The organism is Pseudoalteromonas sp. JSTW (assembly GCF_013423925.1).
GTDB lineage: Bacteria > Pseudomonadota > Gammaproteobacteria > Enterobacterales > Alteromonadaceae > Pseudoalteromonas > Pseudoalteromonas lipolytica.
This window is the reverse complement of the sequence record NZ_CP058972.1, coordinates 3,482,206-3,506,181: the sequence shown is the minus strand read 5'-3', so window position 1 is coordinate 3,506,181 and position 23,976 is coordinate 3,482,206. Positions and strand designations below refer to the sequence as shown.

The window sequence follows — 23,976 nt, the reverse complement described above, 5'->3', positions numbered from 1 at the left end:
AACAGCAATGAAAACTAAATTAATAATGTTGCTATGGTTGGTTGTATTTAGTTGCACAGCGTTTGCTGCTGATAACACACCACCTCAGACAATGCTGGTAGAAAAACAGCATTTTACGACAAAGGACTTTACCACTGTCTCTGGCGTGACTTTACCTAAAGTCGATATTGGTTGGGAAAGTTACGGTAAATTAAATGCCAACAAAGATAATGTGATTTTAATTACCCATTATTTTTCGGGTACCTCACATGCTGCAGGTAAATATAAAGCAGATGATGCATTACCAGGGTATTGGGATGCGATCATCGGCCCAGGTAAGGCGATTGATACTAATAAATATTTTGTGATCAGTTCAGACACCTTAGTGAATGCGAATTGGCACGATTCTAATGTGATCACCACAGGTCCAGCATCGATTAACCCAAAAACGGGTAAACCCTATGGTTTGGATTTTCCTGTTGTGACAATCACTGACTTTGTTAATGTGCAAAAGCGTTTATTAGACAGCCTAGGCATTAATAAATTACATGCAGTAATGGGCGCATCTATGGGCTCGTTTCAAGCGCTTGAATGGGCAACACGTTACCCCGATAAAGTAGAGCGTTTAATTCATGTTATTGGTGCGGCAACGATGGACGCATGGACTGTCGCAGCACTTGAAAAATGGGCTTTACCAATTCGCCTTGATAAAAATTGGCAACAAGGTAATTACTATGGCAAAGAGCGCCCGTTAGAGGGGCTTGCTGCAACCATGCTCAATATCACTCAAGATGCAATGCACCCGATTATTTACAATGCCAGTTTCCCAGATTTTAACGTTCTAGATGACGGGGCATTAAAAGACATTCGCACTTTGCCTAAATTAAACCAAGTGCTTGCACAGCGTGCAATGGCGCGTGCGCAAACTCAAGATGCGAACCATGTATTGTATTTGGTCCGGGCATCACAATTATTTACGGCGGGTATGCAAAGTGATTTAACCAGTGCACTTAAAAACGTATCTGCAAAAACCTTACTGCTTCCTGCAAGTAACGACTTATTGCTACGCCCTGAAAACATGCGCGCTGTGTATGAAACCATGAAAGCGCAAGGTAAAGATGTCACGCTTTCTGAAATCGAAGGCGGTTGGGGGCACCTTGATGGCCTGTTCTCAATTGCGCCTAAGGCGCAGCTTATCAGTGAGTTTTTAGAGGAGTAACCCGATGAGCAAAACAGTTTTAATTACCGGTGCTGCCAGTGGTATTGGGCTGTATATTGCCCAGCAACTTGCGATGCAAGGGCATACCATTATTGTCACTGATTTAAATCAACATGCGGCGCAGCAAGCAGCAGCAGGAATTGTAGAGCAAGGCGGCAGCGCTGAAGGCTATGCACTGAATGTGGCAGACAGCACTGCGATAGAGCAATTTTTCACTGAGCTAAATCAGCCGATTGATGTTCTTATTAATAATGCGGGTATCCAGCATGTTGCCAAGCTTGAAGACTTTCCGGCAGATAAATGGCAGTTTTTACAACAGGTAATGCTTGTTGGTCCGGCAATGATGACCAAAGCGGTATTGCCGCGTATGCGTAAGCAAGATTTTGGTCGCATCATTAACATTGGCTCAATTCATGCCATGGTCGCCTCTAAGTATAAGTCGGCTTATATCGCCGCAAAACATGGCTTAATTGGCTTTGCAAAAACCATGGCACTCGAAACTGGCGATGCCAACATCACGATTAATACGGTGTGTCCGGCCTATGTGAAAACCCCGCTGGTGGAGCAGCAAATAGCGTCTCAAGCGAAAGAACATGGCATTTCTGAGCAGCAAGTGATCGACACCATTATGCTTGCTCCTATGCCGAAAAAGGCATTTATCGGCTTAGATGAAATACTGCATACCGTGAGCTTTTTAATGGCGGATGCAGCAAGAAACATTACTGCGCAAGCAATCGCCATTGATGGCGGTTGGACAGCACAATAGGAGGAGCCCATGGCTGGTTTTGATAAAGTAGTAACAACGTATAGTGATGCTATGGCAGGCCTTGAAGATGGCATGACTGTCATCGCTGGCGGCTTTGGCTTATGTGGTATTCCCGAAGGTCTAATTGCTGAAATTAAACGTCAAGGCACGCGTGATTTAACCGTGGTGTCGAATAACTGCGGCGTAGATGGTTTTGGCTTAGGTGTGTTGCTCGAAGACAAGCAGATCCGCAAAATGGTGGCCTCGTATGTCGGCGAAAACGCGTTATTTGAGCAGCAATTATTAAACGGTGAGCTTGAGGTTGAGCTCACACCGCAAGGCACCTTAGCTGAAAAAATGCGTGCTGGTGGTGCGGGTATTCCTGCATTTTATACCGCGACGGGTGTGGGTACACCGGTCGCTGAGGGTAAAGAAACCCGCAATATTAATGGTCGCGATTATTTATTAGAGCCAAGTATTACGGGTGACTTTGCGATAGTAAAAGCGTGGAAAGCAGACCGTTACGGCAATTGTATTTATCGACATACGGCAATGAATTTTAACCCGATGGCGGCAACCGCGGGCAAAATTACGGTTCTTGAAGTTGAAGAAATCGTTGAGCCAGGGGTGCTTGAGCCAAGTCAAATTCACACACCGGGTATCTATATTGACCGCGTGATTAAAGGTGAATTTGAAAAACGCATCGAGAAAGTTACCACTAAGCAAGAGAGTCAATAAGGAGCACGCAGATGGCATTATCACGAGAACAAATCGCTAAACGCGTGGCGATGGAATTACAAGACGGTTACTACGTTAATTTAGGCATTGGTATTCCAACCTTAGTCGCGAATTATGTCCCTGATGGCATCGAAGTGATGCTGCAATCAGAAAATGGCTTGCTCGGTATGGGGCCCTACCCAAGCGCAGACCAAGTTGATGCCGATATGATCAACGCCGGTAAAGAAACGGTCACTGCGGCAACGGGGGCGGCTATTTTTAACTCTGCAGAAAGCTTTGCCATGATCCGCGGTGGGCATGTTGATTTAACGGTACTGGGTGCCTTTGAAGTTGACCAAAACGGTAACATTGCCAGTTGGATGATCCCGAAAAAGTTAGTTAAAGGCATGGGAGGCGCAATGGATTTAGTGGCCGGTGCTAAAAACATTATTTGCACCATGACGCACGCCAATAAACACGGTGAATCAAAGCTACTAACAGAGTGTAGTTTACCGCTCACTGGTGTTGGTTGTATTAATAAAGTGATCACCGATTTAGCGTTATTAGAAATTAAAGACGGTGCATTTCATTTATTAGAGCGTGCCCCAGGTGTTTCGGTTGATGAGATTATTGCAAAGACACAAGGCAAACTTATTGTCTCGGGTGAGATTCCTGAGATGGCATTTGATTAGGCGTTTTTTCGCATTATTTCGAATCTCTTTTTATTTTTGGAGACATAAAATGACTCCTTGGCACCTTAACATCACTTTAACGGCACTTTAAAAAGTGCCGCTTATCCTTTGCATATAAAAATTTTATAAAATTGATTGCATTTTAAGCGACTTCTATGGTGATGTTCGCTTTAAGTAATGCTATACTCCCGCCGAATAATTTTTCGACTTTATTAAGAGTAAAATAATGGCAGATTTATCGAAGTACAGAAATATTGGTATTTTCGCCCACGTTGACGCGGGTAAAACTACCACCACTGAGCGTATCCTTAAGCTTACGGGTAAAATTCATAAGACTGGTGAGGTACACGACGGTGAGTCTACTACTGACTTCATGGAACAAGAAGCTGAGCGCGGTATTACAATCCAATCAGCAGCTGTAACTTGTGAGTGGAAAGGCCACCGCTTAAACGTTATCGATACTCCGGGACACGTTGACTTCACAGTAGAAGTATACCGTTCACTTAAAGTACTAGACGGTGGTATCGGTGTATTCTGTGGTTCTGGTGGTGTTGAGCCACAGTCAGAAACTAACTGGCGTTATGCGAACGAATCAGAAGTTGCACGTGTAATCTTCGTAAACAAACTAGACCGTATGGGTGCTGACTTCTACCGCGTAGTTGGTCAAGTAGAAAAAGTACTTGGTGCTAACCCACTAGTTATGACTTTACCAATCGGTATCGAAGACCAATTCTGTGGTGTTGTAGACGTACTTGAGAAAAAAGCATACGTTTGGGACGAGACAGGTCTTCCTGAAAACTACGAAGTACAAGACGTTCCAGCTGACATGGTAGACAAAGTTGAAGAATACCATGAGATGCTAATCGAGTCTGCTGTTGAGCAAGACGATGAGCTAATGGAAGCGTACATGGAAGGTGAAATGCCTTCATTAGAAGAAATCAAGCGTTGTATCCGTAAAGGTACTCGTGATCTTGCGTTCTTCCCAACGTTCTGTGGTTCTGCATTCAAAAACAAAGGTATGCAATTAGTACTAGACGCGGTTGTAGATTACCTACCTGCGCCTACAGAAGTTGATCCACAGCCTCTAACTGATCCAGAAACAGGTGAAGCGACAGGTGAAGTAGCAACAGTTTCTGCTGATGAGCCACTTAAAGCGCTAGCGTTCAAAATCATGGACGACCGTTTCGGTGCACTTACATTCATCCGTATCTACTCAGGTCGTATGAAAAAAGGTGACACAGTACTTAACTCAGCAACAGGTAAAACTGAGCGTATCGGCCGTATGGTTGAGATGCAAGCTAACGACCGTAACGAGATCTCTGAAGCGCAAGCGGGTGACATCATCGCTGTTGTTGGTATGAAGAACGTTCAAACTGGTCACACGCTTTGTGATCCTAAGCACGAATGTACACTTGAAGCGATGATCTTCCCTGATCCAGTTATCTCAATCGCTGTTGCGCCTAAAGACAAAGGCGGTAACGAGAAGATGGGTATCGCGATCGGTAAGATGGTTGCAGAAGATCCTTCATTCCAAGTTGAAACTGACGAAGATTCAGGCGAAACCATCCTTAAAGGTATGGGTGAGCTTCACTTAGATATCAAAGTAGATATCCTTAAGCGTACTTACGGCGTAGACCTAGTTGTTGGTCAACCTCAGGTTGCTTACCGTGAAACTATCACGAAAGAAATCGAAGATAGCTACACGCACAAGAAACAATCTGGTGGTTCTGGTCAATTCGGTAAAATTGATTACCGCATCAAGCCAGGTGAGCCTAACTCAGGTTTCACATTCACGTCTTCAGTTGTTGGTGGTAACGTTCCTAAGGAATTCTGGCCTGCAGTTGAGAAAGGCTTTAAGTCTATGATGGATGAAGGTGTTCTAGCTGGCTTCCCAGTATTAGACGTTGAAGTAGAACTTTTCGACGGTGCTTTCCACGCAGTTGACTCATCAGCAATCGCGTTCGAAATCGCTGCTAAAGGCGCTTTCCGTCAGTCTATCCCTAAAGCGGGTGCACAACTTCTTGAGCCAATCATGAAAGTTGACGTGTTCACACCAGAAGACAACGTAGGTGACGTAATCGGTGACCTTAACCGTCGTCGTGGTATGATCAAAGACCAAGAAGCAGGCGCAATGGGCGTTCGCATCAAGGGTGAAGTACCACTTTCTGAAATGTTCGGTTACATCGGTCACTTACGTACTATTACGTCTGGTCGTGGTCAGTTCTCTATGGAGTTCTCACACTACGCACCATGTCCACAAAACGTAGCTGAAACTGTAATCGCTGCAGAAAAAGAGAAAAAAGCTGCTAAGTAATTAGCCTTTTAACTTCTTAAAAAAACCCGCACTTGTTGCGGGTTTTTTATTGCCCGCCAAGCACGATTACAAATAACACATCTAAATTAATCTTCTATTCAGTGCTTCTTTATTAATGTTCCCAATATGATCACGACTTTTAGTATTGGTTTTATTTTCATAATTACCAAATAAGTACTAAGTGGTTTGATGTGCATGATTTTTGTACAAATTTATTTTTAATCTAAAAAGCTATGCTTTTTAGTAAGTTGTGAATTAATCATTTTGTTCTAGTCTAAAAGTCTTATTCTGTACCTTGTGTACCTTTTTTGAACGGTGTAGAATTGCCTTGCGAATGATTAGTTAATCATTTTGTATTAAAAGTCCTGCTTATTTTTATTAAAAATTAAAGATATATTCTCATGAAAACGATTAAGTTAAGTCCAAATTGGACCGTACAGGGAAGCAAGTTAGTGCTGGCTAGTCTTGTTGCATTTAGTGTTAACATTATTGGTACGTCATTACTGATGTTTATTTTGCCAGTTTTACTGTTTATCACGGTATTAAACTTTTTGCAGATCCGTTTTTTACACTGCTACAAAGCAGGCATTTGCTATTCTCGTGGTTTTGGTAAGCGTTATATAAATGCTGAAGAGATTAAAGCCATTGAGTTTAAGAAAGTGGCCTTTCTTACGGTGTTTAAGATTAGCCTTGAGAATGGTGAAAAATACCATTTTAGTAATTGGCAAATTAATGAAGAGCAGCAATTAGCAATTACGAAGTTGTATAAAGTAAACAAAGGCTCTAGTACATTTAAGGCACATGTAGAGTGTAAGGCTTAAATCGCAGGATGAATAAAGGCCGCAATTGCGGCCTTTTTAATGTTTATGCTTTAAAGCGGCGGCGTACAGCCACGAAAGGTAAAGCAAGTAAACTCAGCCAGCCAAATGAGCCAGAATCGTCTTCGTCTTCATCGTCAGCTTCATCATTTTTCACATTGATGTAAAGTAGTTGCGCTTCCGATAAGTTACCTGCGCTATCTTCAGCGCGGATCATAAGTGTTAGTTTATTTTCGAACTCATAATCAAGTTCTTTCGTAAGGCTGATTTGACCGAGTGCGTCGATTGATATCGCATCTGCGTTTTCACCAGAAACAATGAATTTTACAACAGGCGTATACTCAGCATCAGCATCGCTGAATTCAAGTTGGCCAATGACAGTACCAATCGCGCTATTTTCAAGTACTTCAAAAGCTTGCTCTGGGCTTATCACTGGGGCTTGTGGCTCAGGAATAGGCTCTGGTGCTGGCTCTGATTTAATATCAATGATGACTGGGTCATGATCCGATGCTCGATAAGCATTGTCTGCATAGAGGCTTGCTTGTTGAGTTGATGACTTGTATTCAAGATTATAGTCTAAGCTAATTGGCTCATCGGCATTGATATGCCAATCTGTCGCTGCAACTACTTTACCAAGCAGTGATTCAGATACTAATGCATGATCAAGGCTACCAATACGACCAGAGAAGCTATAAGAATAACCTAATGTGTTACCATCTAACTCTGTAACAGCACTCTTAAGGCCTTTGTCTGCAAATGCACGGATAGGGTCTTCCATGGCATAAGCGTTCATATCGCCAACCAAAATGACATCGTCATCTGCGACACCCGTAGGATGAGTGGCTAACCAATCTGCATAGGCATTGGCACCCGCAACTCGAATTTCATTCCAACATGCTTGGCCATCGCCTAAATCTGCATTATTGCCTTCGGCACTGCCACAGCCACCTTTTGATTTTAAATGCGCAACAGCAACAGTGAAAACCTCTTCTGTTTCTAGCGATTTAAAACTTTGTGCAATTGGCGGACGATTACTGTAATCAAATGGTGCAACCGTAGTATGCGCGGCTGTGCCAACCTCGGTTACTTTATTTGCACGATAGATAATTGCCGTTGTAATCGCGTCAGTGCCTACTTGTGGGACGTTAAAGTCAACAAAAGCATAACTGTTGTTTACGTCTTCATCATTGAGTGCTGCGACTAGGCTGGCGATAGCGCTATTTTCACCAAAGCCATCGTTTTCGATTTCCATTAAGCCAATCACATCTGCCTGAATTGCAGTGATTGCACTGACGATTTTCGCTTGTTGACGAATAAACTCTTCTTCACTGTCTGCACCGCGGCTAGTAGGGAAACCTGCACCTTGGCCATCACCATTGAAGTAGTTCAGTACATTGAAACTAGCAACACGTAAATCTGCACCTTCGGCCAGCTCAGGAGCGTCTGCACGTGGATTTGTTGCTGTAAAACTAGGTTGCACAGTCGGGTGAATACGGTAACGGTCAAAGCTGTAACCCATTACACCGGTGATAGAATTTACTGTATCGCCTAAACGCAGAGTATTATAAGCATCGAGGCCCGTGCCAGGATAAGCAATTGGATCACGGTTTTGTTTGGTTGAACCATCATCAATTAAGATTTGCTTCTTCAGGTTTTCAGCTTCAATTGCATTCGCAGCATCACCTGGGAGCGCAACTTGCGTGCCTTGGTATAAACGCTCAGTACCTAAGTCAACTTCGCCGTAGCGGCCAAGGCCATAGTTGTTATTAACGACAAGTGGTTGAGAGAGGGTAACGAGCATACCTTCGTAAGCTTCAAGGTCTGCAACGTCAGCAACTGGCAAGGTGATAGCCGTAGCGTCGGTAGTTAAACCTGTCGCACAAATTTCTACTTGGCTAACATCACCCAGTTGTGTTGCGCTGTAGTATTCAGCCACGCTGCCTTTAACACGTACGTGGTCACCAACAGTCACATCAGTATCAGCGAAATAAACGAATACGCCTTCAGAGGTAAGTGGGTTTGCATCGATATCAGCCGCAAGTGAGCCGATGAAGAAACCTTTAAGTTGATCATCACCTTGGAAGTCAGCAGTGACTACGCCTTCAACTTCTACTTCAGTGTTAATAAGTGGGCTATCACCCCCTTCACCTTGAATGGCGCTGATTAAGGTTTTTTCTGCGCCACACACAAGTGGTGTTACTGGTTCTGGCTCAGGTGTTGGTTCACTGCTGTCACCATATAGGCCTAAGTTGCTGAAATCGTCTTGATCGAATTGTTCCCACTCTTCGCTTGGGTTAAAGCCTGCCGTTGCATCGGTACGGCCAGTGGTTACAGTCGTTTTACGACGGAGTGTTTTATTAGCCGTTGTTACTCCCCCCTCAGACCACGCTGAACCTGGATCAACACCGAGTTGACCAAAGCTATCAACAATTGCTCCGTCTTTGCTTAATACCAACGCATCATCACCATTAAAGTAGGTAATGGTTGAATCTGTATCTGCTTTTGCTATTAATTCTGCACTAGCGCCTGCATTAGCAATCACATATGTGCCATTTGCAGCAAGGGTACCGCTTAAGGTGAGGCTGTTATTAGGAGAGGCTAAGTCACCATTTCCATTTGAATACAATGAGATAGTGTAACCATCGAGTGATAACTCAGTGCTTGACGTGTTGTAAAGCTCAACAGCTTTGTTGTTGGCGCTTCCTTCAACGTATTCTGAGATGATTAAGTTGGCTGAGGCAGGCGCGCTCAGGCTTGCAATGACAAGCGCGAGCGGCGTTAATTTAGTATTTATCATTATATTTTCCCGTGTATGTATGATTAGAGTCCCAAATTGGGACACAATACTTTAAGGAAAATCTATGACAAATTGAATACAAAATGTTAATAAAAGTGAAATAATCACTGTTTTTTAGACTATTTACTTTAGGTTAGTTATTTTTTAACCACGTTGCTGCTTGTTTAGCAAAATAAGTGAGGATGCCATCGGCACCTGCACGTTTAAAGGCCAGTAAAGATTCCATGATTATTGCCTCTTCTGCAAGCCAACCATTATCAATGGCTGCTTTATGCATGGCATATTCACCGCTCACTTGATACGCAAATGTTGGTACGCCAAACTCGTCTTTCACGCGACGTACAACATCTAAATATGGCATGCCAGGTTTAACCATCACCATATCTGCACCTTCTTGTAGGTCTAACGCTACTTCACGCAAGGCTTCATCTGAATTTGCTGGATCCATTTGATAGGTTTTTTTGTCGGCACCTTTTAAATTACCTGCTGAGCCTACCGCATCACGGAATGGTCCATAATAGCTTGAAGCGTATTTAGCAGAATACGCCATGATGCGAGTATGGATATGGCCTTGCGCTTCTAATGCTTCTCGAATTGCACCGATGCGACCATCCATCATGTCAGATGGGGCGACGACATCAGCACCGGCTTCGGCATGTGAAAGTGCTTGTTTTACGAGTATTTCAGTTGTCACATCGTTAATCACATAGCCTTCGTCATCAATAATGCCGTCTTGGCCATGCACAGTGAATGGATCGAGTGCAACATCAGTGATTACACCCAGCTCTGGAAATGCTTCTTTTAGTGCACGCACAGTGCGTTGTGCAAGTGCATCTGGGTTGTAAGCTTCTTCAGCGAGCAGTGATTTTTTATCACTCGGTGTAACAGGAAAAATCGCGACAGCGGGTACACCTAATTCAACAAGCTCTTTGGCTTCTTCTAGCAATAAGTCGATAGAAAGGCGCTCAATCCCCGGCATAGATTCAATGGCTTCACGGCGGTTTTTACCTTCTAACACAAAAACAGGGAAAATAAGATCATTCACGGTTAGTTGGTTTTCAGCCATAAGGCGTCGAGAGAAATTATCACGGCGCATACGGCGCATACGTGTATATGGGAAAAGATCGAGTCCTGATTGGGCCATGCTTTTATACTCCTAGTCTGGTAGAGGATAACTTACTACGCGATTACGGCCTGTTTGCTTTGCGTGATAAAGGGCTTTGTCGGCATAGTCTGTGAATAAACTTGGTTTATTAACGTCTTCTGCAACGGCGCTGAAAACACCGGCACTGAGTGTAAATTTAATCGTTGTTCCGGCAACTATTATATCAGTGTTAGCAGCGGCTTTGCGTATTTGTTCAGCAATTATTAGGGCACCTTCAAGGGGGGTGTTAGGCAAGAGTACAACAAACTCTTCCCCACCATACCGGGCGACTTCATCGAGAGGGCGCTTTAAGTGTTCTTTAATAATATTTGCAGTCGTTTGAATGGTTTGGTCACCGGTTAAGTGGCCAAAATTGTCATTAATTGCTTTAAAATGGTCAATATCGAGCATAATGACGCTAAGCGGGGTTTGTTCCCGGCGAGAGCGGCGAATATCCATTATTAATTTCTTATCGAAATAACGGCGATTTTTCGTTTTCGTTAATGCATCTTCCATATTGAGCTGCTCAAGCTCACGATTTTTGTCTTCAAGCTCACGTAGGGTAACTTGCAGCTCAAATGTTCGCTCTTCAATGTTAGCCTCTAAATCTTGCCGAGCTTGTTCTTGAAGGGCTAAGCGCTCCCGCATTAAGGTATCTTGCGCTTTACTCTCTGCTAATGCGTTTTGTTGTGACACGACTTCGGCATCACGTTGCATCAAGAATAATTTAATAACGGCATAACATAAGCTCAGACTACAAATTAAGAAGCAAACAAACGTAAGAGAAAGCATACCAATATTTAAATTAAATGGGTTAAAGACACCTAAACCACTGTAAATAATCGCAGAGAAAAATGCAGATAAACCAATAAGGAAGGCAATGCTTGGTTGCTTGTACGCCTGGTTAAATTGCTTCATGGCAATGATGAAAAACACCAGTAGTAATACAGGCAAGCTGATTAAACACAGTGAGAGTGCAAAATGTTTAGGGAGAAACCACATTAATACTGTCATCAGTATCATGGCCCAGGCTAACCAATATTGAGTGCGACTCAGGGTTTTATTATCAGTGCTAAAAATACACCGTTGTATAGGAACAAATAGCGCACCACTTATAAAAAATAGACTCGGGATTGCCAACTGCTGGAATGTTAAACCACTCGGTTGTAAGTAGCGATACCCAAAACCATATATATAAGCAAGTGTTAACCATAATGAGGTTAGTAAAATACCTGTGTAGGCAAAGTAACGGCGTCTTGAAAAACCGTACAGGACGAGGTTAGTGATCGCCAAAGAAAGAATAAAACCAACTAATAATCCATAGAGTAAGTTAAATTTACTTTTATATTTAAGGTATTCAGACGGCTCCCATAGACTAAGTGGGACACGTAATCCGCCCTCATTCTCAACTCTTAAAAATACTTCCGTATGACTTGCTTTAGGCAAAATGAGTGGAACAAGTAAGGACTCATTCTTTATTTGCCGATTTGCAAGCGGCAGTGCGTCGCCAATTTTGGTCTTTGACAGAATGTGCCTACCTTGCACATGAAAAACACTGACTTCATCAAGAAGTGGGTTATCGATCGAGAGAATCAGAGTGAGATCATTCAAGGAGGTATTTTTTATCGATACCTTTAGCCACAAGGGTGTCAGGTTTAAGCCCAAGTTAAGAGTGTCAGCTTGATTTTTTTGCCAGTCGATATCTTTACTGATAAATGCTTGTTGCTGAGTAATAGGCTCGAGCGTGTACTCAACATTTATGATTTGTTGAGACTTAAAGTGCGAGCTAACGGCGATAGGGTTAGCCTTTAAATAATGACTGAATAAAACAACGAAGAGTACGCCACATAGTGACCATAGGCGCTTCATTTTAACCCTTTGTGGTAAATAATGTCTGAAAGTTTAGTGTAGTTTGTTTTGCCACTTCAGTAAATTCACAGCCTTTTAAGTCAGCAATTTGCTGGCATACATAGGTAAGATACTGTGGCTCGTTCCGCCGAGACTTAGGTTTAGGCTTAATGGTTCTTGGCAATAAAAAAGGGGCATCTGTTTCAATAAGCAAACGTTCTAATGGGATGTCGGGCACAAGCGCCTGTAGTTGTTCACCACGGCGTTCATCACACACCCAGCCTGTAACGCCAATATAAAGCCCAAGCGCCAGGTAATTTTGTAATGCTGATGCATCACCTGTAAAGCAATGTAATACGCCACGTACGTTGTAATCGGCTAGAATCTGAAACATATCTTCGCTGGCATCTCGCTCATGAAGATAAACAGGCATGTTAAGTGTTTCAGCAAGTGCCAGCTGTCTTCTTAAAACGCTTCGTTGTACATCACGTGGAGAAAAATCGCGATTGTAATCGAGCCCACATTCACCAATAGCAACCACCTGTGCATGGTTAACAAGTGCGCTTAGCTCACTCTCAAGTGCCTCAGTGGCTGTTTTCGCATCGTGGGGATGAACTCCGGCGGTACACAGCAGATTAAATTGCTTTGCAAGCTGTAATGAGTCATGGCTGCTTTGTAAATCACAGCCAATCAATAGCATTTGCGTTACACCCGCAGCCTCAGCTCGCTGTATGACAGCGGCGTGACGATCATCAAATTGATGATTGCTTAAGTTGACGCCAGCATCAACAAGCCGTGTGCTCATTAGTTTGTGCGCTTAACACGAATTGAGCGGTTTTGACCTTCAACTTTCAATAAAAATGAATTAAAAATACCGCGCTCAATCACGACTGTGTCATTGGCTTTTAGACGTAAACTATCTGAGCCAATTTGACGCCATTGTTGACCATTTTTCAGTTCGATGATGAGCTCGCCATACGCGGCTTTTTCAACGCTTTTAACGACGGCACTAATCTCATCATCATTGTCTTTTGTTGCTTCTTTGTGCTCTAGACCAAAATCTTCATTTTTTGTCTTAACAACTTGGTTTGATGAAGCAACTACAGCAGGTGCCGAAACTGCGGCGGCGTTTGTTACAGGCTTTTCAATTTGTTTGTTTGCTGCAGGTTTAGTCAGTGATTTACCTGCCATAATGTTGTCGTAACAAAGCAAGCGATTAAAGTCGTTTTCAACAAAAGTACAGGCTTGCAATGCTTGAATATTAATTTCGTTAGCGTGCGTTGTGCCTGCAACTGTAAGTAGTGCAATAAAGGGAATTAGTTGTTTTTTCATTTATTCCTCTGATTCCTGTTGGGGTTTGGCGGTATAAAATGCAGCCAAAATTAAGCCTAACTCAAATAACAACAGCATGGGTAATGCTAATAATGTTTGTGACAATACATCGGGTGGGGTTAAGAACATGGCTACCACGAACACACCGACCACGATATATGGGCGTTTCTCTTTTAAGCTTTTAGTGGTTGTCGCACCGCTCCAGCATAACAGCATAATGGCAACTGGTATTTCAAAAGCAATGCCAAATGCATAGAAAAGCTTAATAACAAAGCTTAGATAGCTGCCTATGTCAGGGGCTAAGGTCATCATCTCGGGACCTGCTGCAGTGAAAAAAGCCAGTATCATTGGCAGCACGACGAAATAACAAAAGCTGACCCCACCATAAAATAAAAACACACTTGAAATCAAAATGGGTACTAACATTTTTTTCTCATTTTGATACAAGCCGGGTGCGATAAACCCCCAAACTTGGTGCAATATCATGGGTATGGCAATTAAAAAAGCTAAAAACAGAGTAAGTTTAATCGGAACTATAACAACAGAAGTAACATCTGTAGCAATCATGCTTGTGTTACTGGGTAAGTTTGATACTAAGGGTGCAGATATAAAATCATAAATATCGTACATAAAAAATATCAAGACGATAAATACCAGCAAAGTGCTTAGGAGCGCTTTCATGAGTCGATTTCGTAACTCAATTAAATGGCCCACAAAGCCTGAATGAGCTTGCTCAGTCATAGTGTTATAAATACTCTCTAAAATGGACAACTAAAAGAAAAATTAATTTCATTTTTTTTCACTGTTTTCAACTTTCGTTTCTTCTTGGTTGTCTTTTTTGTAGCTGTGGGTGACAGACTGTGCTGCTTTTTGCAGTTCGTTCACAGAGTCTTGCAGTTCAGGTGATAACTCTTTTAAGTTTTGCTGCTCTGCTTTTTTTAAGTTTTCATGAAGTTCATGGACACGGAGTTCTTCGTTTACTTCAGCTTTCACTGAGTTGGCAACTGACTTAAGCGTTTTCATCCAGCGACTAACGGTGCGTATTGCGACAGGCAAGCGCTCAGGCCCTAAGACAATTAGGCCTACAATCAGTACGACAACAAGTTCCCACATCCCCATATTGATTAAACCTTATGGTCGTCTTTGCTTTTTTCTGCGGTCTCTTTGCTTTGCGTATTAGACGCTTGCTCGATCTGCTCGTTGTTGCTGCTGGTTTTATCGTCTTCAGACACGGCTTTTTTAAAGCCTTTTACTGCACTGCCCAAGTCGCCACCAATGCCACGTAATTTTTTAGTGCCAAATAACAATACAATAATTGCTAAGATAATGACTAATTGCCAAATACTGATACCACTAAGCATGGGTTACTCCATATTTTATCAAATTGATTGAATGTACTTGTTTTGATTATACTCACCAAAACATAAATAGCACTTAGTTTATGCGCTGCGCCAAGCTGCAATAAAACCAACCACAGCAAGTCCTGTTGTGATGCCTGCTGCAATTAGGTCATCCTGTAAATAACACAGTCCCGACACAATAAAGCAACTGCCCGCAAAAATGCTCAGGAGCAGAGGTTTTGACGACGACTCCTGCGGCAATTGTACAGGTTGTTGATGACGCTTTAAGTTTTGATAGATTAAATCGGGTAATTCAGGCATTTTTTCAGCCCAGAATGGTAAGTTCGCGTACATTTTTTTCATCACTGCAAGCGGACCCACTTGTTCTTTAACCCATTCTTCTAAAAATGGCTTAGCGGTTTTCCACAGATCAAGCTGCGGATAAAGTTGCCTGCCAAGACCTTCAACATATAACAGTGTCTTCTGTAATAACACCAATTGCGGTTGAACCTGCATATTAAAGCGACGTGCGGTATTAAATAAATTAACCAGTACGTGACCAAATGAAATTTCAGCCAGTGGTTTATTGAAAATGGGCTCACATACTGTGCGAATCGCAAACTCGAATTCTTCAATACTGGTATCTGCGGGGACCCACCCCGAATCAACATGCAGCTGCGCTACTTGGCGGTAATCACGATTAAAAAAGGCAATAAAGTTTTCTGCAAGGTAACGTTTATCTTCTCTATTTAAGGTGCCGACAATGCCGCAATCAATGCCAATATATTGAGGGTTATGGGGCGTCTCGCGAGAAACAAAAATATTGCCCGGATGCATATCTGCATGGAAAAAGCTGTCGCGGAAGACTTGTGTAAAGAAGACCTCGACACCGCGTTCAGCGAGTAATTGCATATTGGTGTTTTGTGCAAGGAGCGCTTCGGTATCAGAGACAGGAATACCATAAATACGCTCCATAACTAAGACATTACTGCGGCTATAATCGCTGTAAACAAAGGGAATATAGAGAGAATCTGAGCCCTCGAAGTTGCGACGTAATTGAATGGCATTCGCGCCTTCGCGCATTAAGTCGAGCTCATCTAGTAAGGTTTTCTTGTACTCATTTACCACCTCAATAGGGCGCAAACGTTTGGCTTCTTTTAAAAGTTTTGCAACGAGCTTAGCGACCTTTTGCATCAGCATTAAGTCGGCGTCTATCTGCTCTTTAATATTAGGGCGAATAACTTTAATAACGACATTTTGCTCTTCACCATGCTCATCTAGCAAGGTTGCCGTATGCACTTGTGCAATGGATGCTGACGCGAGAGGGGTTTGCGAAAAGTCATTAAAAAGCTCACTAATGTCATTTATACCAAGCGCTTTTTCAATCAGTTGCTGAGCAAGCTCTCCTTCGAAGGGCTCAACTTGGTCTTGTAACAAAGCCAGTTCAAGCGCAATATCATGCGGTAATAAATCGCGGCGTGTAGAGAGCATTTGCCCAAACTTAATCCACACAGGCCCTAACTCTTGTAAGGCTAAGCGTAAACGCATCCCCGCAGGTTTATCTTTATGTTGATTGCGTAACCAAAATAAACTGCCTCGCGCTAATGTGGCAAACCAAGGTATTTTTTTACGTGGGATCAGTTCGTCTAAGCCGAAGCTCAGTAATGTTTTTGTGATGTAATACAGACGAGCAGTTGACACACAATATCCTTAGCGCACTAGCATGACTTTAATAAGGCGTTTATTCGCATCTCGAGTTGAGACACTTGGTTCTTTAATTGGCGGTTCTGTTGCTTAAACTCAGCCAGTTCAAGTGGGTGAATTGTCACTGCAAGCTCGTCTTGGCATAAGGTGGTCAGTGTATTTTCGAGTTTATTTTTTACGTTCACACCGTGACGTTTCATTGCTTGCAAAGACAGCCATAGCTGCTGTGCTGGTGCGTCGCCAATATAACGTGAAAAATGCTCTGGCCAATCAATATTAAGTGCAGCAAAGGCATTACTAAAGCCTTGAGCTATGTGTAAATCGCCTTGTAAATCTAATTTATCTTGGCGGATTAACTGGGTTAGCATTGCTGGATTTTTCAGCGTGAGCAGAGTGTCAATATCAGCACTGATCATGCAGTCGAAGTGATGCTCTGCAGTGCTATATAAGTGTATTTGCTCATCACTGTATACGCATAAAATGCGCTGTTGCCAATCACGGATCTCAATCAGTAATTGCTTGTCTGAAATAGCCGCTAGGTTGTCCTTTAGAGACGAGTCTAGCTGCAAAACATGATTAATGATTCGTTCTACCAGTGATAACAGAGCATTTGCTAACATCGCGTTACCTACTTAATCTGTTTAATTTTAGTATTTAAAACCACGGTGTAAGGCGACAATACCGCCGGTGAGGTTTTGATAGCTAGTGTGTTCGAAGCCCGCATCTTCCATCATGCTTTTCAGCGTTTCTTGGTCTGGGTGCATACGAATCGATTCGGCTAGGTACTGGTAAGATTCGCTATCATTTGCAACTAGTTGCCCCATTTTTGGCAAAATATTGAATGAATAAAAATCGTACGCTTTGCTGAGCGCTTCATGTTCTGGTTTAGAAAATTCAAGAACGAGTAAACGACCACCTGGTTTAAGGATGCGGTACATTGAGCGCAGCGCTTTGTCTTTGTCAGTTACGTTACGAAGACCAAATGCGATGGTGATTAAATCAAAGCTGTTATCAGGGAATGGCAGCGCTTCAGCATTCATTTGTACGTATTCAATATTGCCTACTCGGCCTAGGTTACGTAACTTTTCACGGCCGACTTTTAGCATTGAAGAGTTGATATCACCCAAGATTACTTGACCTGTTTCACCGACGAGTTGGCTAAACTTCGACGTTAAATCGCCAGTACCGCCTGCAAGGTCTAATACGTAATGGCCTTTGCGAACACCAGAGCTGGCAATTGTTTGACGCTTCCATAAACGATGAATACCGAACGACATAAGATCATTCATAACGTCATATTTTGCAGCGACTGAGTGGAATACATCTGCAACCATAGATGCTTTGTCGTTTTCAGCAACAGTTTTATAGCCAAAATGCGTGGTCTTTTGTTGATTCTCGTTCATGATTTGTCTCTATCGTGGCAATAAAGACTAGTGTACTTGATTGTAGCTGTGGGGTGCAATTTGATTATAACTAAATCATCAGATTAGCATTGGCTTTTATGATTTAGCGCAGGTTTATTGGCCGGCAATAAAACTGCTTTGACCTAGTGACTTTGCTTTCGCAGCAGCAAGCGAAGCTTTGCGGACTAAGCTGTTGAAGTCGTCTTCATCTTGATGTTTAGCAATCCCTAAAGCAAGATGAATAGCGGGTAGTTTTGTGCCATTCTTTGAACTAATAAAGCGCAGCTTTTCAACACCATTACGCACTTTTTCAGCAATTAAATTAGCCGTCTCAGGCTCAATATCAGCCAGTAAAATAGTAAATTCATCTTTGCCAGTGCGCCCTGGTAAACCACTTTCAAGGACATATTTTTGCACTTGTTTGGCGACCTTATTCAAGATCACCTCGCCAATGACATCACCGTAATTATTGATGAAGTGCTCAAGGTTTTCTATTTGAATCGCAATGGCGCACACCGCTTTTCTTTGACCAAGCCACAATTGTGTTTGTTGATTTAAATAATGACGTTTATACAAACCAGTTTGCTGATCGGTGATGTGCTGTTTACGAAGTTGGGTGAGTTGTTTTTGGGTCTTATCTTGTAGTGCTTTGGCTTTTGCGATTTCTTGTTTAAATTGGCGATGTTGAGCCAGTAAATGTTCTGATTGTTTACTGAGCATTTTTAGCGCATGACGTGTTTGTTCTAAGTTGTTTTCGTCAATGGCGTGTACACAATCACTAATTTGTTCAGTAAAGCGAACAATATTTTGTTCATTATTGTTTGCATTGCGCGTTAGTGTGCCCAGAACAGAATCAACATTACGTACAATCGCTGTTTTCATTTTATGGCCTTGCTCCATAAAATCAAAATACAGTTGCTCTATAAAGATACTGTCGATCGGCTTTTTTTGCGCGATGGCGCGATCCAGTGCGGCATTAAGTTTTAGATTAGACTGGCTGACATATGTATATACAACCTGGTAATTAAGTGGTGACGGCGGTAATGCATGATGTTCTAAAAAGATACATACCTTTGTCATTTTTTCTTGAGCAATAGCCATGGAATCATGGAACATCATTTTTTCAATACCACTAAATACGCATAACAACCAATTAATCATCTCTTCCGTAAGGTTTAATTGCATCCAAGCACCTTATATAAACCCGCATAACACGTAATCACGAGAGATAAAACTTGGCGCTAATTGTGTTAAAAGCGTCTGTTTTACGGCTGTATCAAAGCAGAAAATGTGGTCAATTACCGTGAAAGTATCAGCCCTTATGGTAAAGAAAACGGCGTTAATGGTTATTTATTAGCAAATTTATCTGCTGAGTTTTTAGAACAAAAATACCAAAAAAATACCGAACTCCTTGCAGAGCTAGATGCCATCGACCGCGATAAATTGTCGGAAGAAAATCGTATAAATTTAACGATTTTACGTGGCCAAGTACAAAATAGTGTTGATGAATATGTGTTTAATACCCACTACATGCCGTTAACGTCTGAATATGGCTTTCATTCGAGCCTCTCATTTATGATCTCAAGCTCCGATTACACGAAAGCGAAAGATTACGACGTTTATCTTGCCAAACTGCAGCAAATTCCCCGCTTTTTTCAGCAAAACATTGGCTGGATGCGTAAGGGCCTTGAGGTTGGATTAACGCAACCGCAAGCCGTTTTAGAGGGTTATCAAGATTCGATTACAGCATATATAGTTGATGATGCGACACAATCTGAGTTTTATAAACCCTTTTTAAAAAATACTGCAGGGCTCAGTGAGAGCGAATTTTTACAGCGTCAACAACAGGCACAAAAGATTATAAAAGAACAGGTGATTCCTGCATACCAAGGCTACCTGACTTTCTTTAATAACGAATACCAACCGGGTGCTCGTAAAGAGATTGGTATTTCGAGTACGCCTAACGGCAAAGCATTTTATGAAAACCGTGCGAAGTACTACACAACAACAGATATGACGCCAAAAGAAATCCATGAATTGGGTTTGCAAGAGGTCGCGCGTATCCGTGCAGAAATGGATAAAATCATTAAAGAGGTTGGTTTTGAAGGCAGCTTTGCCGACTTTGTGCATTTTTTGCGTACAGATCCGCAGTTTTATGCCAAAACGCCTGAAGAATTATTAAAAGAAGCGTCTTACATTGCTAAAAAAATGGACGCACAGCTTCCTAAACTATTCCATACGTTACCAAGAATGCCTTACGGTGTTGCACCAGTGCCAGCTAGCATTGCGCCTAAATACACCACGGGGCGTTATTCGGGATCACGCCGTGACGACCAAGCGGGCTATTACTGGGTCAATACTTATGCGCTTGATAAACGTCCTTTGTATGTACTTGAAGCGTTAACTCTGCACGAAGCTGTGCCAGGACATCACTTACAAATTTCATTAAATTCAGAGCTGGAATCGCTACCAAGCTATCGTCGTAATGCGTATTTGTCGGCATTTGGTGAAGGTTGGGGGCTATATTCTGAATTTTTAGGTATTGAAGCCGGTTTTTACCAAGACCCATACAGTGATTTTGGTCGATTAACTTACGAAATGTGGCGAGCTGCACGTTTAGTCGTTGATACGGGGATGCATATGTATGGTTGGAGTCGTGAGCGTGCGATGACGTTCATGAGCGAAAACACGGCGCTTTCACTGCATAATGTAAAAACAGAAACCGACCGCTACATCTCATGGCCAGCACAAGCGCTGTCTTACAAAATCGGTGAATTAACGATAAAACGCTTGCGCCATGAAGCTGAACAAGCACTGGGTCAAGATTTTGATGTGCGTGAATTCCATCACCAAATATTACGTCATGGTTCTGTGCCGATGTCGGTGCTTGAAGAGCAAATTCAACTTTATATTAAGGCTGAATTAGCAAAGCGAGCCTAAGCAATTGAGCTGATTAAAAAAGGCGTGTTTAAAACACGCCTTTTTTGTTTGTTGCGCGTATTTTAAACTGCTTATATGATTTGCAAGGACGTCATCATCACACAGGAGTCTTGAATGAGTGATTTTATAATTTTTAGTATCGATGTATTTGCCAGCTTGTTTATCTTTGCGTTAGGGATAGGGCTGTTGGTAATCATCTGTTTTTACATTAGTGATGTGACGCAGTCGAAACAGGCTATTCGTCGTAATTACCCTGTGATAGGGCGTTTTCGTTACTTTTTTGAACGCCAAGGTGAGTTTTTTCGCCAGTATTTTTTTGCGATGGACAGAGAGGAGCTTCCGTTTAACCGTGCCGATCGAAGTTGGGTCTACCGAGCAGCAAAAAATGTTGACCGTACTACGGCATTTGGTTCCACTCAAAGCTTAGAAGCCACAGGCACTGTGATGTTCATGAACTGTGCATTTCCGACGCTCGATGAAGAGGCACTCGAACCTAGTCATGTCACCTTGGGACCCTATTGTGAAAAACCTTATTCTACCAATGCATTATTTAATATTTCGGGCATGAGCTTTGGAGCACTTTCAAAACCGGCTGTTCGCGCTTTATCTCGAGGCGCAAAACTCGCGGGATGCTGGATGAATACAGGTGAAGGGGGGTTGAGTCCTTATCATCTGGAAGGAGGAGCTGATATTGTATTTCAGATTGGTACGGCAAAATATGGTGTCAGAGATGAGCAGGGCAAACTGAGCCTCGAAAAACTCAAAGCGATTGCTAGTCATGAGCAAGTAAAAATGTTCGAAATTAAAATGAGCCAAGGCGCAAAACCGGGCAAAGGTGGCATGTTGCCGGGCCGAAAAGTCACCGCAGAAATCGCTAAAATCCGTGGCATACCAGAAGGACATGATTCGATTAGCCCTAATGGGCACCCAGAAATAAAAAAACCTGCTGATTTACTCGATATGATTGAAACTGTTAGAGCTACGACAGGAAAACCCACAGGATTTAAAGCAGTAATCGGTGAGTATACGTGGCTTGAAACCTTATTCAGTGAAATTAACAATCGCGGTATTGAGTCAGCACCAGACTTTATTACCATTGATAGTGCTGATGGTGGCACTGGGGCTGCCCCGCAGCCATTGATGGATTCTGTTGGTTTACCTCTAAAAGAAAGCTTACCTTTGGTCGTTGATTTGCTGAAAAAACATGGTTTAAGAGAGCGGGTAAAAGTGATTGCATCGGGTAAATTAATCGTCCCGTCGAAAGTGGCTTGGGCATTGGCTTTGGGGGCTGATTTTATTGTGTCAGCGCGCGGACATATGTTTTCATTAGGCTGTATTCAAGCATTACAATGCAATAAAGATACTTGCCCGACCGGTATTACAACGCACAATGAGCGATTACAACGCGGCTTAGATGTGACAGACAAAGCGCAGCGAGTTGCAAATTACAATAAGTTTATTCACTACGGTGCAGGCTTAATTGCTCATTCATGTGGCGTGTCGAGCGCCCGAGAACTTGCGCGCCACCATGTGCGTGTTGTACAAGAAAATGGGTTGTCAGAACCGCTTGATAAAATGTATGAGCATTACAATAAATAATGATGAGATTCAATAAGGCGCGATAAGCGCCTTATTCATTGGGTAGCTGAATAACTAGTTTAATAAGCTGATCAATAAGGTAAAAAATTCATCTTTATTATCGCAACTTGTTGCGTTAAGCATCAATTGCTCGCCTAACACTAAGGTTTGTTGCTGCACAGCTAAGCGTGCTTGCTCGTTTTCAATGCCGTCAATGTCAGCAACGTGGGCAAGGCCAATCGTACGGCGAATAAGTTCTGCACCGCAATAACCAATGGCATCATGCAACACGCTTTTTAAGTAATCTTCTGTAAAGGCGCGGTTAGCAAAGCTTACATCGGTTGTCTCATTACTTGCTAAGTTCAACCACTGCTCTTCAAACTGGCTATAGCAGTCTTGTAAGCATGTTAATAAATGCGTTTGATATTGGCGACGCTTTGCTAATTCAGCTATACGGCCATTTTGCGCGCAGTAATTAAGTAATAAATTACCCATAAATGAACCGATATCGAAACCAACTGGGCCAAAAAAGCCAAACTCTGGGTCGATCATCTTGGTTGTGTTGTTATCAACAAAAATACTGCCGCTGTGCATATCGCCGTGTAACAAGGTTTGCGGACACGATAAGAACCTAGCTTTTAATTTCGCTGCGGCAAGTTTTAGCGCGTTGTTATTACGAATGTGTTGCACTGACGAATTGAGTTCAGCCGGGAAGTGATTGCGCTCGTGCTCGATATAAGGGTCAGTGAAAAAGAGGTCCTCAGTGATCTTACATAAATCTGGGTTGATAAATTGGCTCACTTTGGCTTTTTTATCGTCGGCAGAAAGATAAAAGTCGGAGTTATAAAAACCGGTGCGACTGAGATATTGGGCAACATGACTGGCTAATTTAGGGAACTGCTCGGCATTTATTTGTGCACCACGTAAAATTTGTAAGTGACCTAAGTCTTCCAGCACGGTTAATGCAAGCTCAGCATTGTGGTGCAAAATGGCTACGGTGTGCTCTGGGCATAATGAACCATGATTTATCAAGACGTCAGCCTCGATACGCGCACGGTCTAACGATAACGGCCATGACTCACCCACGCAGCGAGCATAGGGTAAAGCTTGCTTTAAAATTACACTGTTGTTGTGTTGATCAGTGACCCGGAAAACTAAGTTTAGATTTCCGTCGCCGAACTCGTACGCTGACAGCTCAGCGTTAGGAGTAAACACTGAACTGAGTTCACTTTCGGTAAGTTTTTTAATGTAATCAACAGCATGCTCTGCAGTGAAGGCAGTGTAATTAGCCATGGCTCTATCTCAAAATATTATTAACTTTGGGCATTCTATACCTGTAAGCGTTTAGATGTCCATACATCCAGCTTGTTAGTTGTGTAAACTGATGTAAAATACCCTTTCATCAA

21 protein-coding genes are annotated in these 23,976 nt (G+C 42.6%); 8 read left to right on the top strand and 13 right to left on the bottom strand.

All coding sequences use genetic code 11. The features are described from left to right. Positions 1-7: 7 nt before the first annotated feature. The 6 genes from GZH31_RS15825 to GZH31_RS15800 all read left to right on the top strand — a co-directional run bounded on the left by GZH31_RS15825 (position 8) and on the right by GZH31_RS15800 (position 6,487). The gene (locus tag GZH31_RS15825; RefSeq protein ID WP_036973560.1) at positions 8-1,198 is read left to right on the top strand and encodes a homoserine O-acetyltransferase; all 1,191 of its coding nucleotides are present in this window, start codon (positions 8-10) and stop codon (positions 1,196-1,198) included. Between the two features lie 4 nt (positions 1,199-1,202). Next, positions 1,203-1,964: a 3-hydroxybutyrate dehydrogenase gene (locus GZH31_RS15820; RefSeq protein WP_036973558.1), complete on the top strand. Its 762-nt coding sequence runs from the start codon at positions 1,203-1,205 to the stop codon at positions 1,962-1,964. Positions 1,965-1,973: 9 nt separating this feature from the next. After that, on the top strand, positions 1,974-2,681 hold the full coding sequence (locus GZH31_RS15815) for a CoA transferase subunit A (protein WP_118844742.1): 708 nt from the start codon (positions 1,974-1,976) through the stop codon (positions 2,679-2,681). An 11-nt stretch (positions 2,682-2,692) separates the two neighbouring features. Then, positions 2,693-3,352, top strand: a complete 660-nt coding sequence (locus tag GZH31_RS15810; RefSeq protein ID WP_074989499.1) for a 3-oxoacid CoA-transferase subunit B — start codon at positions 2,693-2,695, stop codon at positions 3,350-3,352. Positions 3,353-3,578: 226 nt separating this feature from the next. Next, complete coding sequence (fusA, locus tag GZH31_RS15805) at positions 3,579-5,666, top strand: elongation factor G (protein ID WP_118844741.1); 2,088 nt, start codon at positions 3,579-3,581, stop codon at positions 5,664-5,666. A gap of 401 nt (positions 5,667-6,067) precedes the next feature. Further along, a complete protein-coding gene (locus GZH31_RS15800) occupies positions 6,068-6,487 on the top strand; it encodes a hypothetical protein (RefSeq protein ID WP_036973553.1) in 420 nt (139 codons plus the stop codon). Between the two features lie 43 nt (positions 6,488-6,530). Here the strand turns inward: GZH31_RS15800 and GZH31_RS15795 are convergent, their stop codons facing one another. The 12 genes from GZH31_RS15795 to GZH31_RS15740 all read right to left on the bottom strand — a co-directional run bounded on the left by GZH31_RS15795 (position 6,531) and on the right by GZH31_RS15740 (position 19,153). After that, the gene (locus tag GZH31_RS15795) at positions 6,531-9,281 is read right to left on the bottom strand and encodes an ExeM/NucH family extracellular endonuclease (protein WP_065979461.1); all 2,751 of its coding nucleotides are present in this window, start codon (positions 9,279-9,281) and stop codon (positions 6,531-6,533) included. Positions 9,282-9,414: 133 nt separating this feature from the next. Then, positions 9,415-10,425 (bottom strand): porphobilinogen synthase, encoded by a 1,011-nt coding sequence (hemB, locus tag GZH31_RS15790; RefSeq protein ID WP_065979460.1) that lies wholly within the window; start codon positions 10,423-10,425, stop codon positions 9,415-9,417. Between the two features lie 12 nt (positions 10,426-10,437). Next, complete coding sequence (locus GZH31_RS15785; RefSeq protein ID WP_065979459.1) at positions 10,438-12,294, bottom strand: diguanylate cyclase; 1,857 nt, start codon at positions 12,292-12,294, stop codon at positions 10,438-10,440. Position 12,295: 1 nt separating this feature from the next. Beyond that, positions 12,296-13,078, bottom strand: coding sequence for a TatD family hydrolase (locus tag GZH31_RS15780; protein WP_065979458.1), 783 nt, complete (start codon positions 13,076-13,078; stop codon positions 12,296-12,298). Next, the gene (locus GZH31_RS15775; RefSeq protein ID WP_036973544.1) at positions 13,078-13,605 is read right to left on the bottom strand and encodes a hypothetical protein; all 528 of its coding nucleotides are present in this window, start codon (positions 13,603-13,605) and stop codon (positions 13,078-13,080) included. The genes GZH31_RS15780 and GZH31_RS15775 overlap by 1 nt, the downstream gene beginning before the upstream one ends. Beyond that, a complete protein-coding gene (gene tatC, locus GZH31_RS15770) occupies positions 13,606-14,346 on the bottom strand; it encodes a twin-arginine translocase subunit TatC (RefSeq protein ID WP_036973540.1) in 741 nt (246 codons plus the stop codon). A 48-nt stretch (positions 14,347-14,394) separates the two neighbouring features. After that, on the bottom strand, positions 14,395-14,724 hold the full coding sequence (gene tatB, locus GZH31_RS15765; RefSeq protein WP_180311233.1) for a Sec-independent protein translocase protein TatB: 330 nt from the start codon (positions 14,722-14,724) through the stop codon (positions 14,395-14,397). Between the two features lie 5 nt (positions 14,725-14,729). Beyond that, positions 14,730-14,966, bottom strand: coding sequence for a twin-arginine translocase TatA/TatE family subunit (tatA, locus tag GZH31_RS15760; protein ID WP_036973536.1), 237 nt, complete (start codon positions 14,964-14,966; stop codon positions 14,730-14,732). Positions 14,967-15,044: 78 nt separating this feature from the next. After that, positions 15,045-16,646 carry a ubiquinone biosynthesis regulatory protein kinase UbiB gene (gene ubiB / locus GZH31_RS15755; protein ID WP_065979457.1) on the bottom strand — a complete coding sequence of 534 codons (1,602 nt, stop codon included), beginning with the start codon at positions 16,644-16,646 and terminating at the stop codon, positions 15,045-15,047. A gap of 17 nt (positions 16,647-16,663) precedes the next feature. After that, positions 16,664-17,269 carry an SCP2 domain-containing protein gene (locus tag GZH31_RS15750; protein WP_036973533.1) on the bottom strand — a complete coding sequence of 202 codons (606 nt, stop codon included), beginning with the start codon at positions 17,267-17,269 and terminating at the stop codon, positions 16,664-16,666. A 27-nt stretch (positions 17,270-17,296) separates the two neighbouring features. Further along, entirely contained in the window at positions 17,297-18,052 is a 756-nt protein-coding gene (ubiE, locus tag GZH31_RS15745) for a bifunctional demethylmenaquinone methyltransferase/2-methoxy-6-polyprenyl-1,4-benzoquinol methylase UbiE (protein WP_036973531.1), read from the bottom strand. Between the two features lie 114 nt (positions 18,053-18,166). Further along, positions 18,167-19,153 carry a GGDEF domain-containing protein gene (locus GZH31_RS15740; protein ID WP_036973756.1) on the bottom strand — a complete coding sequence of 329 codons (987 nt, stop codon included), beginning with the start codon at positions 19,151-19,153 and terminating at the stop codon, positions 18,167-18,169. A gap of 174 nt (positions 19,154-19,327) precedes the next feature. Between GZH31_RS15740 and GZH31_RS15735 the strand changes: the two genes are divergently transcribed. Together GZH31_RS15735 and GZH31_RS15730 are read left to right on the top strand one after the other, a co-directional pair. After that, positions 19,328-20,992: a DUF885 family protein gene (locus GZH31_RS15735; protein WP_374027200.1), complete on the top strand. Its 1,665-nt coding sequence runs from the start codon at positions 19,328-19,330 to the stop codon at positions 20,990-20,992. A gap of 114 nt (positions 20,993-21,106) precedes the next feature. After that, complete coding sequence (locus GZH31_RS15730; protein WP_065979454.1) at positions 21,107-22,591, top strand: FMN-binding glutamate synthase family protein; 1,485 nt, start codon at positions 21,107-21,109, stop codon at positions 22,589-22,591. 54 nt (positions 22,592-22,645) lie between these two features. Here GZH31_RS15730 and mtnK read toward each other — a convergent pair whose 3' ends face one another. Continuing rightward, positions 22,646-23,863 carry an S-methyl-5-thioribose kinase gene (mtnK, locus tag GZH31_RS15725; protein ID WP_075594210.1) on the bottom strand — a complete coding sequence of 406 codons (1,218 nt, stop codon included), beginning with the start codon at positions 23,861-23,863 and terminating at the stop codon, positions 22,646-22,648. Positions 23,864-23,976: the final 113 nt, after the last annotated feature.